Source organism: Neobacillus sp. DFD-2R (assembly GCF_057747865.1).
The window spans coordinates 389,278-406,322 of record NZ_CM173228.1 but is presented as its reverse complement, the minus strand read 5'-3'; the positions used below and the strand labels follow the sequence as shown (position 1 = coordinate 406,322).

Below are 17,045 nucleotides of genomic sequence, written 5' to 3'. Positions count from 1 at the left end.
TACCGATTTCACCAAAAAGAATAACCAAACCCGATAAAAACCTGCGATTCCGACCCCGGATGTGACTTGGGGGAACGTTTGTCCAGGAAGCTTATCGTAGTTTGGTCTTATGATCTAACTTAGATTACAATCTTTAAATAGCCTCTATCATACTTCGAATCTTTGATGCAGTTCCTCTATTGTATGCCGTCTGCTCCGTCCGCAACTATGGGCATCTTGTTCACAGAGTAGGCATTTCCGTTTTGAATGACCTAAGTCCTCCCTGGAGATCGGGCTTCCATCCGCCCCGATGACATCAAGATCAAACAGCCGGCCCAGTGGATGCTCGTTCTCAATCTGAAGCATCTGAGCTTTTAAAGACCGTTCAGCAGTTTTAACAACAAAGTATGCCTCATATCCCGTATCAGGCTCGTTGACTTCGAAATATTCCAATGGACAGCCGGTCTCCTTTAGTTTTTTCACCAGTGCATCGCAACCCTCACGAAAAATGATGCAACTGTCCGGTGTTTTTTTGCTTGGACCGGGTATGTTTACTGTGAACGATACGAAAGGCAGCCTGAATTTCCCGATTAATTCCTTCTGATAGGCAGCTCTATGCTCGCGAGCCTCTAATAATTGCTCAAGCGTTATTTCACGGATTGCCATCATTTTCAAGACTCCTTCTTAACCTGGTGAATCACATCGATCACCGAGCCATCCCTATACTTAACCACCCCGATAATTTTATCCTCCACCTTGATCGGTTCAGGCATTCCGACAATTTTATTTGCTTTTGCCTTGAGCTGTTCAATGGACATGACCGGCAGGTTTGCTTTTCTAAGATTATGATATAAATCCTGCCTTCGGGGATTAACGGCAATCCCTTGGTCGGTAACCAATACATCAATGGAACAGCCCGGGGTGACTACCGTATGGACCCTGTCAAGAATGGTTGGCATTCTGCCCCTGATAAGGGGAGCGACAATAATAGCCGCAGCTGCTCCTGCAGCCGAATCACAGTGTCCACCGGAAGCGCCGCGAATGACACCGTCGGATCCGGTAATGACATTCACGTTAAAATCGATATCGATTTCTAATGCACTTAAAACCGAAATATCCAATTGATTCACTGCACTTCCCGGATTATCGGGGCTTGCATAGTACTCCGCATCAATCTGTTGGTGATACCGGTTATTTTTAAGAGATTCGTCCGCTTTGAGATCAAAGCCTTGGACATCCAGTAATCTTCTAATAAGTCCTTCCTCATGGAGAGAAACAATCTGGCCGGTAATCCCGCCCAATGCGAAGCTCGCTTTAATGTTTCTTTCAATCATCTTTTCTCTTAAAAACCTTGTCGCAGCCAGAGAAGCTCCGCCTGAGCCTGTTTGCAATGAAAATCCGTCTTCGAAATAGCCTGAAGCGGCGATAACATCAGCTGCATTCTGAGCGATTAACAGATCTTTAGGATTCTTGGTATACCTGGTTGCACCCGACATGATCCCTTTTGGATCACCGATGGAATCCACCACCACGATATAATCGACCTGAGATTCAGGAATAGCGAAGGGTATATTCGGATACTCGACCAAATTATCTGTGATTAAAACAACTTTTTGAGCATACTGGGCATCAACCTTGGCATATCCCAACGAACCGCATTCGGAAAGTACGGTGTTTCCCCTGAAATATCCATTTGCATTGCCGGCGGGATCACAAGAGGGTACGCCTAAAAAGGTAACATCAATCGCTAATTCTCCTGAGGCTATCGCCCTGGCTCTTCCGCCATGGGAATTGATAACGATTGGAACGTCCATTAAGCCGTTCGAAATGGCCTCAGCCAATTCACCTCTTAATCCGCTGGTCTCAATCCTCCGAATGACTCCATTTTTGATATGATCAATCAATGGCGCATGGATACTTGAGAGGGAACTCGGTGCTAAAACGAGGTCCTTAATCCCCATTCCGGCTATAGTATTCATCACCATATTAACGACATAATCTCCATTTCGGAAATGATGGTGGAAGGAAATCGTCATGCCATCTTTTAAACCTGTTTCCCGGATGGCTGTTTCAAGAGAATCAAGGATTTTATTCCGTTCAGGGTTTCTTTGGCGATCTTTGGATTTCTGTGTATTTTTCACCAGTCCTCCCGACTCAAATAGTCGTAAAGCTCCGAGTCCGTAAATCTCTTCCGGTATTTTTCGTCCAATTGTATTAAACATTATGGCCACATCTCCTCAACACTTACTCTATTTACAGCCTCAGCTAATTCGAGTACCCTACGTGCTCTTTCGACGATCGGCTTGTCAATCATTTTTCCGTTCAGACTTATGACACCCGATCCTTTTTCCTCCGCTTCCTTCGCCGCTTCGATCACCTGAATGGATTTCATCCTTTCATCTTCTGTCGGTGTATAGAGGTCATGCACAATCGTAATTTGCCGGGGATTAATGAGCGATTTTCCATCAAACCCTAATTGTTTAATAAGTTTGACTTCACGGATAAATCCTTCTTCATCATCCACATCAGAAAAAACAGTATCCAGGGCGTCAATCCCTGCAGCCCGTGCAGCAAAGAGGATTTGGCTCCTTGCAGCCAGTAATTCAATTCCATCAGGAGACCTTGTCGTTTTCAGGTCGGTTACAAAATCCTCAGCCCCAATCGCGATACCGATTAGCCGCGAACTCGCCGTTGCAATTTTATAGGCATTAATGACTCCCAAAGCACTTTCAATTGCCGCCATGAGCTTGATGGTTCCTTGTTTTAAGCCAATTTGCTTTTCTATTTGCGTAATTAATGCATCCGCTTCCTGTACATCCTCAGGTGTTTCCGTTTTGGGCAGACGGATCGCATCCGGTTTTGCTCTGACGATTGTCTCAAAATCATCTCTGCCATAAGGTGTATTTAAGCCATTGACGCGCACGAGGACCTCCGTTTGTCCGAAATCGCACGTTTTCAGAGCTTCATAGACTAAAAATCTTGCTGCGTCTTTTTCATTGAGAGAAACTGAATCCTCCAAGTCAAACATGATGGCGTCCGCTCCATAAATATGAGCGTCCCTGATCATCCCCGGATTGTTCCCCGGTACATACAACATACTTCTTCTCAGCCGGCCCACCTACTTCACCTCCCATGGAAAACAATTTTGATGGGCAGCCCTGCTCACGGCTGTCCGAACTCTGGCCCGGATGGTACAATCTAAAGCCCCTTTATCATTAGCCAGGACAAATGCATTCTCGACCCCTAACTCGAGTAACGTCTCTAGAATGACCTTTTTGATTTGTTTGCCAAACTGATTTTCAACAGTGCTTTTGAGTTCAAGTTCGATTCCATTACCTTCATTCTTTTCAATTTGAATGGTAATATCGCTTGACTCAAGCGTTCCGGCAATTCCTGCATCCAAAATCTTTAATTTTTCCGGCAACATCAACATTTTTCATCAACCTCCTATTAATGTCTTTTATGATCTGCCTGAATCCGCTGGATAATCCTCTCTGCCTCAGGTGATAAAAGAAATTGATACGTTGTTTCGGGAACCAGCTTCTTCACATCACGGAGCTTACCTTCATGGATCAGCTTCCGTACTCGGGAAGCACTGATCGGCTGCCCTTCCTGCAACATCCTCGGAACTACCTGAACCTCTATACCCTTGGCAGGGAGAATCTCCTCCATGACCGAGTTATAGGTTGCTGTAACCTTGCAGTAGGGTTCCTCACCAACAAATCTTTTTTGAATTCCAAGAGCCGGAGCAATATAGCTTGTGAATAGCTCTAAGTCCAGCCTGGCATGGGTTTCTGCCGTATCCCGGAACTCTTTGATAAAGTAGGATGGGAAGGTTGCATCAGATATGATATAGTCCTTTCCCAGATGAAGAACCACATTGTCCAAATGTTTAACTCCTTCTTTTACAAGCCTGTATCGAATTTCAGCCGGAAAACTTGACTTGTCCTCCTGTAGAACAAAGAGATGGAGCGTTTGACATCTGGACGCTGCGTACTCAATCAGGTACTGATGGCCCAAAGTAAATGGATTGCAATTGACGATGACAGCCCCTGAACCACTAGTGCAACTTTTATCCGGGATGATTTCTTTTAAATAGTTTTTAATCCCCGCAGGCCTGTTCTCCATCAGAACAACCTTTGACGGAACCTCGGCAATGGGATAAAAGCCCAGGCCTCTGAATATCCTCTTGTTTTCCGGCTTTGTATAGATAAAAAGATGCGTCTTTCCCCTTGAATAAGCCTCGCGGATAAGACGGGTGACAAGTTTCCCTGACAAACACATATTCTGGTATTCTGCATCTACGGCAATACATTTTAAAATTCTCCCTCCAAGGGACCCTGTAGCTACGATCTTCCCCCTGTCAAAAAAGGCGATTGTATATTCAACATCCCGATCCAGAGATAAATGTTGCTTTTTCAAGAATTCCTCGAGTTGAGCTCTTTCTGCTTTCAAATGAAGGTTTATGATCTGTTCACTCAAATTGTCATACCACATTCTCAGACTCTCCATTGTTTGTTATATGGTAACTAATTTGGCAATTCCAGAGAACTCAGCAACCTGTTTCACCGCATTGGCAACAGACTCACTCACTCTCATATCAAAGGCATCCGGGATAATATAGTTTTCGTTAAGTTCTTTTTCTGTCACAAGATTAGCAATGGCCTTGGCAGCTGCCAGCTTCATTTCATCCGTGATATCTTGGGCTCTCACTTCGAGGGCACCTTTAAGGATTCCCGGAAAAACCAGTAAATTATTGATTTGATTCGGGAAATCCGACCGGCCGGTTGCAATGATTCTTGCGCCGCCTGCTTTTGCTACATCCGGCATAATTTCAGGAACCGGGTTTGCCAGTGCAAAGATAACGCTGTCCTGATTCATGGTTTGGACCATTTCCCGAGTGAGGACATTTTCTACTGATACACCGATAAAAACATCTTTATTTTTGATAATGTCTTCGAGTTGGCCTGTTTCAAATTCCCGATTGGTGTATTGGGAAATTTCCATTTGTGCATCATTGAGCATGATGTCCCCTTCAACGATCGCTCCGTTGATATCACTTAACACAATATGCTTGGCACCTGCAGCCAAAAGGATTCGGGCAATGGCAATTCCCGATGCGCCGGCTCCGTTGATCACAATCTTAAGTTCGTCTAACGGCTTATTAAGAATTTTAGCTGAATTATATAACCCTGCTAAAACAGCAACTGCTGTTCCGTGCTGATCATCATGATATACCGGGATATCCAATTTCTCTTTTAATTGATTTTCAATATAAAAACATTCCGGTGCTTTAATATCCTCCAGATGGATTCCGCCGAACCCGGAAGCGATCATTTGAATTGTTTTAACAATTTCATCAGGATCATGACTGTCCAAACAGATAGGAAAAGCGTTCACATCACCAAATTCCTTGAGGAGCAATGCTTTCCCTTCCAGTACCGGTAAGCCTGCCACCGGACTAATACTTCCCAGACCCAAAACAGCTGTACTATTGGTAATCATGGCCACGGTTGTTCCTTTCATCGTATAAAGATAAGCATTATTATTATCTTTATCGATCTCTTTGCAAGGTTCCGCGACCCCCGGAGTATAAATGAGAGATAAATCCTCTTTCGTATTCAACTCTACTTTTCTGGTAATCTCTAATTTCCCGTTATTTTTCCTATGTAGTTGCAAGGCTTTTTCTTTAATAGTCATTTTGTTTTTCTATTGAACGCTTCGTTCAATAAATACCTCCTTCAAAATTTTGTTAATAAAGTTCAAGTTACCTCTTACTAATTTTTCAAGTATAATTTATACTAACGCATATAATTTAATAGATATAGATTATAAAAATAAGCGATAATAAGTTTATTTAAGAGAATTTAGTGCATTTTGTTCATAAAAAACAACATCTATATAGGAGAAAAGAATGCGTTTACAAACGAAATTAGCTTTATTAATTTTATCTTTATTATTATCTATCATTCTTATTTTTAGCTTTTATTTCCATTCCTTAATTTCCAAATCCTTAACGAATCAGCTTGGAGATCGGGTATTATCGATTGCCGAAACGGTTGCCTACATTCCTGAAGTCAGACAAGCCTTTGCGACAAAAGACCCTGCGGAAATCATTCAACCCATTGCTGAAAAAATCCGTAAACAAACCGGTGCCGAATTTGTCGTTATCGGCAATACGGAGAAAGTACGCTATTCACACCCTGTTCCGGACCGTATTGGGGAAAATATGGTGGGAAAAGATAATGACGAGGCACTGAAAGGAAAAGAGGTTATTTCACAGGAGAAAGGTACGCTGGGTCCATCCTTGAGAGGAATCGTCCCCATTTATGATCTAAATGGGAAAATCCTTGGGATTGTAGCAGTGGGCTTCTCCCTTCAAGACATTGAAAACATCACCATGAATTACCGGAATAAAATCATTTTTATCTCTCTGGGTGTTATTTTCGTTGGGATTATCGGTGCGCTGCTTATCGCCCGTGGAGTGAAACGGTCGATTCTTGGACTGGAACCAAAAGAAATTACTCATTTATATCAAGAAAATAAAGCTGTCTTAGAATCAATCAAAGAAGGCGTTGTCGCCGTTAATTTAGATGGAACGATTTCGATGGTTAATCAGCAAGCCATAAATATGCTCCAATGGTCTAATGAAAAGGATGTTCTCGGCGCAAACATCATAGACCTGTCACCTTACTCACCTTTGTTGGATATCATCCAAAAAGGAGAAGAGGTATTTGATGAGGAATTTTGGCTAAATGATGAATTCTTCATTGCCAATTACTTGCCAATAAGGAATAAAAGGGGAAATATTACCGGTTGGGTCTCCAGTTTCCGCAGCAAATCGGAACTTTATCGTTTAACCCAAGAACTTTCTCAGGTAAAACAATACTCGGAGGCTTTACGGGCTCAAACGCATGAGTATTCGAATAAGCTCTATATGGTTTCCGGGCTTATTCAGCTCCAATCGTATCAAGAAGCCATTGAGTTCATTGCCCAAGAATTTGATATTCATCAAAATTTATTAAATTTCATTAAGCAGGAAATTCCTGATGTCATGATCGGCGGGTTACTCATTGGCAAATTTAATCAGGCCAATGAATTAAAAATCCATTTCGATATCGATCAGGAAAGCAGCTTTAAAGATATCCCGCTAACGATTAAACGTGACAGTCTGACAACCATTATTGGAAATCTTATCGATAATGCCATGGAAGCAGTAATGAAGCCCGGGGCTAACGCAAAAAAGGTAAAAATTTTCTTTTCGGATTATGGAAAGGATCTCATGGTCGAGGTTGAAGATTCAGGGATTGGTATTTTACCGGAACATCAAGATCGGATTTTTGAAATGGGTTTTTCAACCAAAAAGGTGAAAAATCACGGTATTGGCCTATTTTTGGTTCAAAAGATTATACAAAAATTAAATGGATATATTTCCTATTCACCAAACCCTGATGGTGGGTCTATTTTTACAGTGATTATACCTAAGTCTTAGCATAAAAGGAGATTAAAAGATGGCATCCCCACATATCGAAGACCTAATTTCCGTACTGATTATCGAAGATGACACGCGAATTGCAGAAATTAACCGCCGACTGGTGGAAAAAGTCCCCGGATTTCAAGTTATCGGTATTGCTACAGATGAACAGGAGGCGAAGGAGCAGTTAACCATTCTTCGTCCTAACTTAGTATTGCTGGATATTTATTTTCCTGATATGAACGGATTAGAATTTTTGCAAGTTATCCGCCAATACTTTCAGGAAACAGATGTTATTATGATAACGGCATCCCGTGAAATCAATTCTGTCAAAGAGGCTCTTCGCAGCGGCGTTTTTGATTTTATCGTCAAACCTTTAGTCTTTGATCGTTTGAAAAATTCCCTCGAGAAGTATCAAGAGTTTCGGGAGCGATTAAGAAGGATCCAAAAAGAAAATCAACATGTAAACCAAGAAGAAATTGACAAATTAATGGACAAGATTAGTCAAAAAGAGCAGCTCAACCCTTATCTTCCCAAAGGAATTGATAAGATTACATTACAAAAAGTAACAGAGGTGTTAAATCAATCGGAGGAAGGTCTGAATGCAGAAAGACTTGCAAAGAAAATCGGGATTAGTCGCCCCACCGCCCGTCGATATTTAGAATACCTTGTAGCAAAAGAACACATCAGTGCCGATTTGTCTTATGGAGAAGTAGGACGGCCTGAAAGAATCTATCGAAAAAAATAAAATGAAGTTTAAAAGGATGGTTGAGTTGAGCAACCATCCTTTTATTTTTTCCATGAACAAAATGTTCAAAATATAAAATAATATTCTTTTATACTCTTATTTTCATAATATTCATTTTTCAAGCCTTAATTGCTATTTTATAACTAGCTTAATAATTTTAAAAAAAGAGGAAAGGAGAAGGAAAAGAACTATTTTTACGGTACGTTGTAAACGCTTTCGAATCCTTACTAACCTAAAAGTTCGTTTATCAATTGTTGGTACTGTCTGGCAACACAAAGATAGACTTCTAAGCAGATCAGGATCAACCATTAGCGTTTATTCTAGTTATTATCATTACTAAAGTCTTAGGAGGAACATGAATGGCACTAAGAAAAGAAGTACCAGTAATCGTACAACCAGAGGTATCTGAAAAAACAAGTTTGATAAATTTTAATATGTACGGGCTGCCTTTATGGGCATGGCTAGCCGGTTTAGTCGTCGTTGCTTTTGGGGCAATGACAAAATCCCTCCCTGTCAATTTCGCCGGAAGTATTCTCATTCTATTTACAGTTGGATTTTTCTTAGGCAAAGTGGGCGACTCACTTCCAATCTGGAAGGATTATCTCGGCGGCGGTTCCCTGCTTGCTTTCTTGGGCGCATCTTTTTTCGTATCTAAAGGTATTATTCCTAAAGAAGCAGCCGCCGGGGTAAAAACACTTTTCGATGATATGGGTATGCTTGACTTTTTTATTGCCGTTATTATCACAAGTTCAATTCTCTCTATTAATAGAAAGTTTTTAGCCAAGGCTATCGGTGGATTTATCCCATTGGTTCTCATTGGTACGGTTTTTGCCTTTATCATGGCAATTATCGCCGGCTTCATTGTTGGCGTACCTTATAAAGAAGTCTTAATGAATTATGCTCTTCCAATTATGGGTGGAGGCAATGGTGCCGGTGCCATTCCAATGAGTCAAATCTGGGGCCAAGTTACACACAAGGATCCAAAAATCTGGTATTCTTCTGCAATTGCAATCTTAACAATTGGTAACGTTTTCGCTATTATCATAGGTGCTCTTTTAAATGGAATTGGAAAGAAAATGCCGAAATGGACAGGCAATGGCGAATTAATTAAAGGACAAGTTACTGAAAAAGCGAAGGAAGTAAAAGCAAAAAATACCGCTACGATGGAAGACGGAGCTTTTGGTTTATTTGTTGCCATTGCCTTCTATGGTTTGGCAAATGTAATTGGTGTTGGCTTACTGCCAAAAATCGGTCCTTTCTCCATTCACCCTTATGCCTATATGGTTGTTCTTTTAATCGTGGCTAACGCGCTGGACATCATTCCGGAACGGGCAAAAGCAGGGTTGAAAAAGGTAAATGAATTTATGATGGGTAAACTTTTATTCGTCTTCTTAGCAGGAGTCGGTATTACTTATACAGATTTTAACGGTCTAGTCCATGCACTTACCATTCAAACCGCTGTTATTTCATTATTTACAGTTCTTGGAGCTGTTATCGGCTGTTGGTTCTTTGCTAAAGTTGTTGGCTTCTATGAAATTGAAGCAGCCATTGCCGGTGGTCTATGTCACGTTAACCGCGGCGGCTCAGGTGACCTTGAAGTATTAGGTGCTTCTAACAGACTGATCTTAATGTCGTATGCACAGCTGGCTACTCGTCTTGGAGGGGCTCTCATCTTAGTGTTTGCAAGCCTTATCTTTGGCATGTGGGCTAGGTAAAAAGTAAAAATAAGCAACAAGGCTGGGGAGTCTCTTCTTTCACAGCCTTGTTTTTATGGATCGAGGCTGCATGGTAAGATCCGTGATGTAGAAGGTATCATTTAGGTTTAGTTTCAAGTGACACGAAATTAAATAAGTGAAAAAGTGAGGATTTTTTTAATGTGGGTTATCACTGTTTTTTCAAATGGAGCATGTATAATGTATGAGTTCAACACGGAAAAAGAAGCAAGAGAATCTTTCAAGAATATTCAGGGGTGTAAGTATCTTACTGAAATTGTTTACTATAATGATCACTGTTCCTCTTTAGTAGCTATTTAAAATCTTTCCGAAAAACGCTACTAAAAAGAGGGTGGTACTAATTACTTGGTACCCCCTCTTTTTAGGAATAACCTATGCTGTTTTTCTTATTGTTGCTCCCTTTTCCTTTTGTTTTGTTTCCGGGAAGGTAGCCACTAAGAAGACGTACAGACATTATGTCACCTGCTTTTAATATAGGAATAGTGTGATAGAGGTAACCGAATCTCATCTAGCATTCTATTAAATGACCGGTTTCATCGTTTCTTTTAGCACAGTAACGGAATAATTAAATAGTTCTTTTTCCTTTTCATTCAGATCAATTTCACATACTTCTCTGATGCCGTCACGGTTTATGACAGCCGGGACACCGATATACACATCACTATGTCCATATTCTCCATTTAAATAGGCGGATACGGTCAGGATGCTGTTTTCATTATTTAAAATAGCTTTGGTAATTCGCACAAGGGACATTCCGATACCATAGTAGGTCGCACCTTTTCGCTCAATGATCTGATAAGCGGCATCACGAACATTAAGGAAAATAGTGTCTAAACATTCTTTTTTAAAATTATTTTTCCCTGCCAATACGGTTTCAAGCTGTTCAACTCCTATGGAAGTATGGCTCCAAACCGGCAGCTCTGTATCCCCGTGTTCACCAATGATATAAGCATGAACATTTCGTGTGTCCACGTTGAAGTTCTGACTAAGGGCAAAACGCAGACGTGCCGTATCCAATACCGTTCCTGAACCAATAACCCGTTCTTTTGGCAGTCCTGATTCTTTCATGGTTACATAGGTTAAAATATCAACCGGGTTCGTTGCTACCAAAAAAATACCGTCAAATCCACTATCCATAATATTTTTGACAATTTGTTTAAATATTTTAGTGTTCTTCTCAACCAATTGTAATCGGGTTTCACCCGGCTTTTGAGCCAATCCCGCAGTAATCACCACTAGGTCTGCACTTTCACAATCCTGATAAGAACCGCTCCATACCTTTAAAGGTGAAGGTGCGAACGGCATTCCATGGTTAAGATCCATCGCTTCGCCTTCAGCTTTTGCTTCATTGACATCTATTAGAACTAATTCTTCAGCCACTCCCTGATTAATCAAAGAATAGGCATAACTGCACCCTACCGCGCCTGTTCCAATTAATACAACCCGGTTTACCTTTTTGTTATTCATAATGATTTTCCCCCTTCTAATGAATACTTCCTATCTAGTTGTAAAATAGTTAAGAATGAAAGCTGTTAGTATTAATAGTTTTTACTATCATCAAGTTGATAATGTTAGTATATCACCGTATTTGTGAAACACTTCACATTATTTATGAATAAACTATGAACTTTTAATTCCTTTCAATTAAAAGGAGCAGACCCAATGAGCGGTTAATAATGATTCTCCTACCACCACGGTTTGTTAAAATGTTAACAGAATATTCATATTCCTCAGATGAATCTTGTTATAAAATGAGCTTAGAGATTAAGAAAGGGAGTGGCTTATGTTACTAAAAGGCCGATTTGAATCAGATGAATTGCTGGCTATGCGCTATTTAAACACACGAATGGAGTTAACTGAAGAGGACAAGTTTCACTATTTAAACCTGGAAAAAGGCTATGAAGGGGAGGTTAAATTTGACCTTCTGGCAGAAGAAAGTCTTCAAGAAGAAAGGTATATGATAAATGACTTGCTGCTTGAAGTAAACAACTCCTATTTTCAAATTGATACATTAATTATTTCACAGGGATTTATTCACCTTTTGGATATAAAAAATTTTGAAAGTGATTGTTACTTAGAATCGGATAAACTTTATGCCGTGAAAACCAGACGCGAATATAAGAATCCTGTTAACCAGTTAAAAAGAAGTGGTACCCTATTTCGCCAACTGCTCCAAAACCTCAAGCAAAATTACCTTGTTGAAGCCTCCGTTATCTTTATTAACCCTGAATTCACCTTATATCAAGCCACAATAGACCAACCCATTATTTTACCAACCCAGGTAAATCATTTTTTGAAAGATTTAAACAAAACTCCATCTAAGTTGAATGATGGTCACAAGAAACTGGCCCAAAAATTAATTTCATTACATCAAACTAAAAATCCATTTACGGTATTACCTGAATATACTTATGACCAGCTGCAAAAGGGGAATTATTGTAAAACTTGTAAGTCCTTTCTGGTTTCTATAAAAAATAATGACTTTGTATGCGGAAAGTGTGGAGGGCATGAAAAGATCGAACTAGCTATTTTGCGGAATGTGGAAGAATTTAGGCTGCTATTCCCAGATCGAAAAATTACTACCCAAAGCATCTACGAGTGGTGCAAGGCGGATTTAAATAAACGAACATTTTGCAGGATTTTAAAGAAAAACTATACCTCATTTGGAAATACAAGAGATACTTATTATAAATAAATATATTTTTTGACTTAAAGGTTTCATAAAGATCTCTAAAGACTTATTGCATTCAGACTGGATTAAGCTTTTTTTGTCTTCCCTTGTCTGAATGAGACCTGCTTTCAGACAGGATTTCGCTTTTTTGGCCTTGCTCTGTCCGAATGAGACCTGCATTCGGACTGGATTTCGCTTTTTGGGCCTTTCTCTGTCCGAATGAGAGCTGCATTCGGACTGGATTTCGCTTTTTTGGCTTTGCCCTGTCCGAATAAGGCTTAAATTCGGACAGGCTCTCGCTTTTTTTGACCTGCCCTGTCCGAATGAGACCTGTATTCAGACAGGATTTCGCTTTTTTCTCCTCCCCCAGTCCGAATGAGACCTGTATTCGGACACGCTCTCGCTTTTTTGGCCTCCCCTTGTCCGAATGAAACCTGTATTCGGACACGCTCTCGCTTTTTTGGCCTCCCCCTGTCCGAATGAAACCCGCATTCGGACACGCTCTCGCTTTTTTGGCCTCCCCCTGTCCGAATGAGACCTGTATTCGGACTGGATTTCGCTTTTTTGGCTTTGCCCTGTCCGAATAAGGCTTAAATTCGGACACGCTCTCGCTTTTTTTGACCTGCCCTGTCCGAATGAGACCTGTATTCAGACAGGATTTCGTTTTTTTCTCCTCCCCCTGTCCGAATGAGACCTGTATTCGGACACGCTCTCGCTTTTTTGGCCTCCCCTTGTCCGAATGAAACCCGCATTCGGACACGCTCTCGCTTTTTTGGCCTCCCCCTGTCCGAATGAAACCCGCATTCGGACACGCTCTCGCTTTTTTGGCCTCCCCCTGTCCGAATGAGACCTGTATTCGGACACGCTCTCGCTTTTTTCTACTCTCCCTGTCCGAATGAGACCTGTATTCGGACACGCTCTCGCTTTTTTGGCCTCCCCCTGTCCGAATGAAACCTGTATTCGGACACGCTCTCGCTTTTTTGGCCTCCCCCTGTCCGAATGAGACCCGCATTCGGACACGCTCTCGCTTTTTTTACCTCCCCCTGTCCGAATGAGACCTGTATTCGGACACGCTCTCGCTTTTTTGGCCTCCCCCTGTCCGAATGAGACCTGTATTCGGACACGCTCTCGCTTTTTTTACCTCGCCCTGTCCGAATGAGACCCGCATTCAGACACGCTCTCGCTTTTTTCTCCTCCCCCTGTCCGAATGAGACCCGCATTCGGACACGCTCTTGCTTTTTTCTCCTCCCCCTGTCCGAATGATACCCGCATTCGGACACGCTCTCGCTTTTTTCTACTCCCCCTGTCCGAATGAGACCTGTATTCGGACACGCTCTCGCTTTTTTCTACTCTCCCTGTCCGAATGAGACCCGCATTCAGACACGCTCTCGCTTTTTTCTCCTCCCCCTGTCCGAATGAGACCCGCATTCGGACACGCTCTTGCTTTTTTCTCCTCCCCCTGTCCGAATGATACCCGCATTCGGACACGCTCTCGCTTTTTTCTCCTCCCCCTGTCCGAATGAGACCTGTATTCGGACACGCTCTCGCTTTTTTTACCTCGCCCTGTCCGAATGAAACCCGCATTCGGACACGCTCTCGCTTTTTTGGCCTCCCCCTGTCCGAATGAAACCCGCATTCGGACTCGCTCTCGCTTTTTTTACCTCCCCCTGTCCGAATGAGACCTGTATTCAGATATTTACTAAAAAAAGCAAGAGAAATGTCCCCTTGCTTTTTTAACCATTTACTGCGGTTGTGGTATTTTTTTTAATTGTTTTTCGCGATTAGGTACGTCTTCCTCTTTGGAACGGCCACGCCCCCGAATGAAGAATGACAATATAAAGGCTGCTACGGTCAGATAGGTTGCGACCATAAAGGCATCATTAATCCCCATGACCGTTCCCCGATTAATTGCCAAGGCCATGTGAACCTTATCGGTTGGCAAGATATGATTTTGGCTAATGAACGATTTAACATGGTTTTCCCCTTGATTCGTCATGATCGAGACAAAAAAGGCCATTCCCACTGCGCCAGCCACCATTCTAAACGTATTAACCATAGCAGTACCGTATCTATTTAAACCGGGTCCCAAATCATTAAGGCCGGCTGTAAAGATTGGCATCATCAGGATGGACATTCCAAACATCCTAACTGTATAAACCCACAAAATGTAGGAAAAGTGGGTGTCAGTCTGGAGTTTTGTCAGAGCATAGGTTGTAATTATGGTAATCGCTAAACCAATAATCGCTAACCATCTAGCTCCATATTTATCAAAAAGCTTTCCGGTGATCGGTGACATAATTCCCATCGCAATCCCGCCCGGTAACAGCATGAATCCCGCTTCGAGCGGGCTAAAGCCACGGACATTTTGCATATAGATTGGCATTAGAATCATTCCTGAGAACATGGCCATCGTAACAAATACATTAATAATAGTGGTTAGCGTAAACATCCGGTATTTGAAAATCCGGAATTCTAAAATTGGATGTTTAACAGTCAGCTGACGCCAAACAAACAGGATCAGACTGACAGCACCTATCATTAACAATGTCACTACCTCCGTGTTACTCCATCCCTTTGTACCGGCTGTAGCAAAACCATAAAGAATACCGCCAAATCCAATAGTTGATAAAATAACACCAAGGACATCCAGCTTAGGGCGCCTCGTTTCTGTCACATTTTTCACAAGAAAAATGGCAATGAAAAAGTCTAAAAGAGCAATGGGAGCAATGATATAGAAAATGACACGCCATGAATACGTTTCAATAATCCACCCAGCCCAGGTAGGACCTACAGCCGGAGCAAAGTTCATGGCAACACCAAAGATTCCCATTGCAAACCCGCGCCGGTCTAGTGGAAAAATAGTGAAAATGACGTTTGTAATTAATGGAAAAAGAATCCCTGCACCGATTGCCTGCACAACCCGAGCAACTAACATCATCGGGAAGGTAGCCGCGGTCGCACACATAATGGTTCCAACCGCAAAAACCCCGATTGAAAATAAGAATAATTGCCTCGTTGTATATCTTTCCATTAAAAATGCAGTAATCGGAATGACAATTCCGTTTGTTAACAAGAAAATGGTACTCAACCAGTTGGCTGTAACGGCAGAAATGTTAAAGTAAACCATAATTTTGGGCAAAGCCACATTAATGACCGTTTGATTTAAAAATGCGACAAAAGCCCCCGCAAGCAAAACAGCAAAAATGGGTGTTGTCCGGAGCGCCTGAGTCGTTGTTTTTGTGGTGTCCAAGTAAAAATTCCCCCCTACACGTATTTTTTATATTCTTGATGATTGTGATCATTACACCTTTTTTGTTTAGTATGTAAAAAAGACGGCGTATTGAAACATTTAGATTGCAGCGCAAGTAATATAACGAACGTACAAATGTAATTTTTCCAATGCACCCTATTATATATAGAGTACAAACTATTTTGCAAACTACTTGCATTTAACAAGTAAAAGCAGACGCTTACATAGGGAATGTCCCATCCAGGTGAAGTTATAACAGCAATATTTTTTCTACCTTGAACAAAATGAAACCAAAAAACATATGCTAACAATAGGTAGTACACCATAAAGAAGACCGTGACTCGAACGGCACGGTCTAATAAAACAACTCTAGAAGTAATTGAGTAATCCATCCTCGTCGGCAAACACAGGGTGGATTATTCTTTTTGTTTATTTTGTCTACACATGTGAACTTCACCCACCTATTTATGTTGGTTAAAGATGAGTTTATTAATTCAAGTATTTACGGTAATTGTATGGTTTTGATATGCTCTAAATTCCGATAAACCGTTTCTCCGTCAGCTGTTATCAGAATCGCTTTTTTATTTCGAACCTTTTGGATTAAGCCTATTTTTTCAGGATTGTCACCACCGTCCAGTATAACTAATTGATTTTCTAATTTTTTCAGCTGCTCTTCAAACGTTCTGGCTAATGAAGCCGGAGGCGGATTTAAGTGAAGATGCTGATTGTCTAAGGAATATGGTGTGGTATTGGGTGGATACGGAATTAGCCATTTTACATGGTTCATCGAAATAAACATCGTTTTGTAGGCAGGAGAGTGAAAAACAAAATAGTCGTTCATGATGCTGGTTAGATAGCCATGTATAGATTTATTCCCTGTGACGTAAACTTTGACAAATAAACCTTTAGCACTCATTAATATTTTACGATAAGATATTGCCTCCGTTTCAAATGGTTTTTCAGAAGGAGGATCGTAAGACGTCTCATCTTCCATAATTCTTACCTCTTTCAATCTTTGAATATGAACAAACGGAATGTAGAGGAAGGAATGGGTTCTTCCCTCGTACATAACAACGATATCCAATCCGGAATCGATTAGGATTCCCTTGTGAAAACTGCCGCCGGAAATCTCAACTTCAATATTTTTTCCTTTTAAATCTGAAAAATCTATAAGCATCTTCATTCTCCTA

At 41.3% G+C, this 17,045-nt stretch carries 13 protein-coding genes; 4 read left to right on the top strand and 9 right to left on the bottom strand.

Annotated elements, in window-relative coordinates; translation table 11 throughout:
- Positions 1-147 precede the first annotated feature (147 nt).
- Genes citX through AC3ANV_RS01975 form a run of 6 tightly spaced genes read right to left on the bottom strand, consistent with a single transcriptional unit; the run spans position 148 to position 5,679 of the window.
- Positions 148-648: a citrate lyase holo-[acyl-carrier protein] synthase gene (citX, locus tag AC3ANV_RS02000; protein ID WP_488312021.1), complete on the bottom strand. Its 501-nt coding sequence runs from the start codon at positions 646-648 to the stop codon at positions 148-150.
- Between the two features lie 2 nt (positions 649-650).
- Positions 651-2,201 (bottom strand): citrate lyase subunit alpha, encoded by a 1,551-nt coding sequence (citF, locus tag AC3ANV_RS01995; RefSeq protein WP_488312020.1) that lies wholly within the window; start codon positions 2,199-2,201, stop codon positions 651-653.
- The gene (gene citE / locus AC3ANV_RS01990) at positions 2,201-3,097 is read right to left on the bottom strand and encodes a citrate (pro-3S)-lyase subunit beta (protein WP_488312019.1); all 897 of its coding nucleotides are present in this window, start codon (positions 3,095-3,097) and stop codon (positions 2,201-2,203) included. The genes citF and citE overlap by 1 nt, the downstream gene beginning before the upstream one ends.
- Positions 3,098-3,412 (bottom strand): citrate lyase acyl carrier protein, encoded by a 315-nt coding sequence (citD, locus tag AC3ANV_RS01985; RefSeq protein WP_488312018.1) that lies wholly within the window; start codon positions 3,410-3,412, stop codon positions 3,098-3,100. It lies immediately after the preceding gene.
- A 17-nt stretch (positions 3,413-3,429) separates the two neighbouring features.
- Positions 3,430-4,476: a [citrate (pro-3S)-lyase] ligase gene (citC, locus tag AC3ANV_RS01980; protein ID WP_488312017.1), complete on the bottom strand. Its 1,047-nt coding sequence runs from the start codon at positions 4,474-4,476 to the stop codon at positions 3,430-3,432.
- 21 nt (positions 4,477-4,497) lie between these two features.
- On the bottom strand, positions 4,498-5,679 hold the full coding sequence (locus tag AC3ANV_RS01975; RefSeq protein WP_488312016.1) for an NAD(P)-dependent malic enzyme: 1,182 nt from the start codon (positions 5,677-5,679) through the stop codon (positions 4,498-4,500).
- 214 nt (positions 5,680-5,893) lie between these two features.
- On the opposite strand from AC3ANV_RS01975, the gene AC3ANV_RS01970 reads away from it, so the two are divergent.
- The 3 genes from AC3ANV_RS01970 (at position 5,894) to AC3ANV_RS01960 (ending at position 9,916) form a co-directional block, all read left to right on the top strand.
- Complete coding sequence (locus AC3ANV_RS01970; protein ID WP_488312015.1) at positions 5,894-7,471, top strand: ATP-binding protein; 1,578 nt, start codon at positions 5,894-5,896, stop codon at positions 7,469-7,471.
- A gap of 19 nt (positions 7,472-7,490) precedes the next feature.
- Positions 7,491-8,201 (top strand): response regulator, encoded by a 711-nt coding sequence (locus AC3ANV_RS01965; protein WP_488312014.1) that lies wholly within the window; start codon positions 7,491-7,493, stop codon positions 8,199-8,201.
- A 359-nt stretch (positions 8,202-8,560) separates the two neighbouring features.
- Positions 8,561-9,916, top strand: a complete 1,356-nt coding sequence (locus tag AC3ANV_RS01960) for a 2-hydroxycarboxylate transporter family protein (protein WP_488312013.1) — start codon at positions 8,561-8,563, stop codon at positions 9,914-9,916.
- A gap of 537 nt (positions 9,917-10,453) precedes the next feature.
- On the opposite strand, the gene AC3ANV_RS01955 is transcribed toward AC3ANV_RS01960, so the two are convergent.
- Positions 10,454-11,401 carry an L-lactate dehydrogenase gene (locus AC3ANV_RS01955; RefSeq protein ID WP_488312012.1) on the bottom strand — a complete coding sequence of 316 codons (948 nt, stop codon included), beginning with the start codon at positions 11,399-11,401 and terminating at the stop codon, positions 10,454-10,456.
- Between the two features lie 316 nt (positions 11,402-11,717).
- Here AC3ANV_RS01955 and AC3ANV_RS01950 point away from each other — a divergent pair, with 316 nt between their 5' ends.
- On the top strand, positions 11,718-12,629 hold the full coding sequence (locus AC3ANV_RS01950; protein ID WP_488312011.1) for a nuclease-related domain-containing protein: 912 nt from the start codon (positions 11,718-11,720) through the stop codon (positions 12,627-12,629).
- 1,717 nt (positions 12,630-14,346) lie between these two features.
- On the opposite strand, the gene AC3ANV_RS01945 is transcribed toward AC3ANV_RS01950, so the two are convergent.
- Together AC3ANV_RS01945 and AC3ANV_RS01940 are read right to left on the bottom strand one after the other, a co-directional pair.
- On the bottom strand, positions 14,347-15,855 hold the full coding sequence (locus AC3ANV_RS01945) for a DHA2 family efflux MFS transporter permease subunit (RefSeq protein ID WP_488312010.1): 1,509 nt from the start codon (positions 15,853-15,855) through the stop codon (positions 14,347-14,349).
- 502 nt (positions 15,856-16,357) lie between these two features.
- A complete protein-coding gene (locus tag AC3ANV_RS01940) occupies positions 16,358-17,038 on the bottom strand; it encodes a DUF2642 domain-containing protein (protein WP_488312009.1) in 681 nt (226 codons plus the stop codon).
- Positions 17,039-17,045: the final 7 nt, after the last annotated feature.

Excerpts from the sequence above, each read along its gene's own strand:
- citX (WP_488312021.1), bottom strand. The coding sequence starts at position 648 with ATGATGGCAATCCGTGAAATAACGCTTGAGCAATTATTAGAGGCTCGC.
- citF (WP_488312020.1), bottom strand. The coding sequence starts at position 2,201 with ATGTTTAATACAATTGGACGAAAAATACCGGAAGAGATTTACGGACTC.
- citD (WP_488312018.1), bottom strand. The coding sequence starts at position 3,412 with ATGTTGATGTTGCCGGAAAAATTAAAGATTTTGGATGCAGGAATTGCC.
- citC (WP_488312017.1), bottom strand. The coding sequence starts at position 4,476 with ATGTGGTATGACAATTTGAGTGAACAGATCATAAACCTTCATTTGAAA.
- AC3ANV_RS01975 (WP_488312016.1), bottom strand. The coding sequence starts at position 5,679 with ATGACTATTAAAGAAAAAGCCTTGCAACTACATAGGAAAAATAACGGG.
- AC3ANV_RS01970 (WP_488312015.1), top strand. The coding sequence starts at position 5,894 with ATGCGTTTACAAACGAAATTAGCTTTATTAATTTTATCTTTATTATTA.
- AC3ANV_RS01965 (WP_488312014.1), top strand. The coding sequence starts at position 7,491 with ATGGCATCCCCACATATCGAAGACCTAATTTCCGTACTGATTATCGAA.
- AC3ANV_RS01960 (WP_488312013.1), top strand. The coding sequence starts at position 8,561 with ATGGCACTAAGAAAAGAAGTACCAGTAATCGTACAACCAGAGGTATCT.
- AC3ANV_RS01955 (WP_488312012.1), bottom strand. The coding sequence starts at position 11,401 with ATGAATAACAAAAAGGTAAACCGGGTTGTATTAATTGGAACAGGCGCG.
- AC3ANV_RS01950 (WP_488312011.1), top strand. The coding sequence starts at position 11,718 with ATGTTACTAAAAGGCCGATTTGAATCAGATGAATTGCTGGCTATGCGC.
- AC3ANV_RS01940 (WP_488312009.1), bottom strand. The coding sequence starts at position 17,038 with ATGAAGATGCTTATAGATTTTTCAGATTTAAAAGGAAAAAATATTGAA.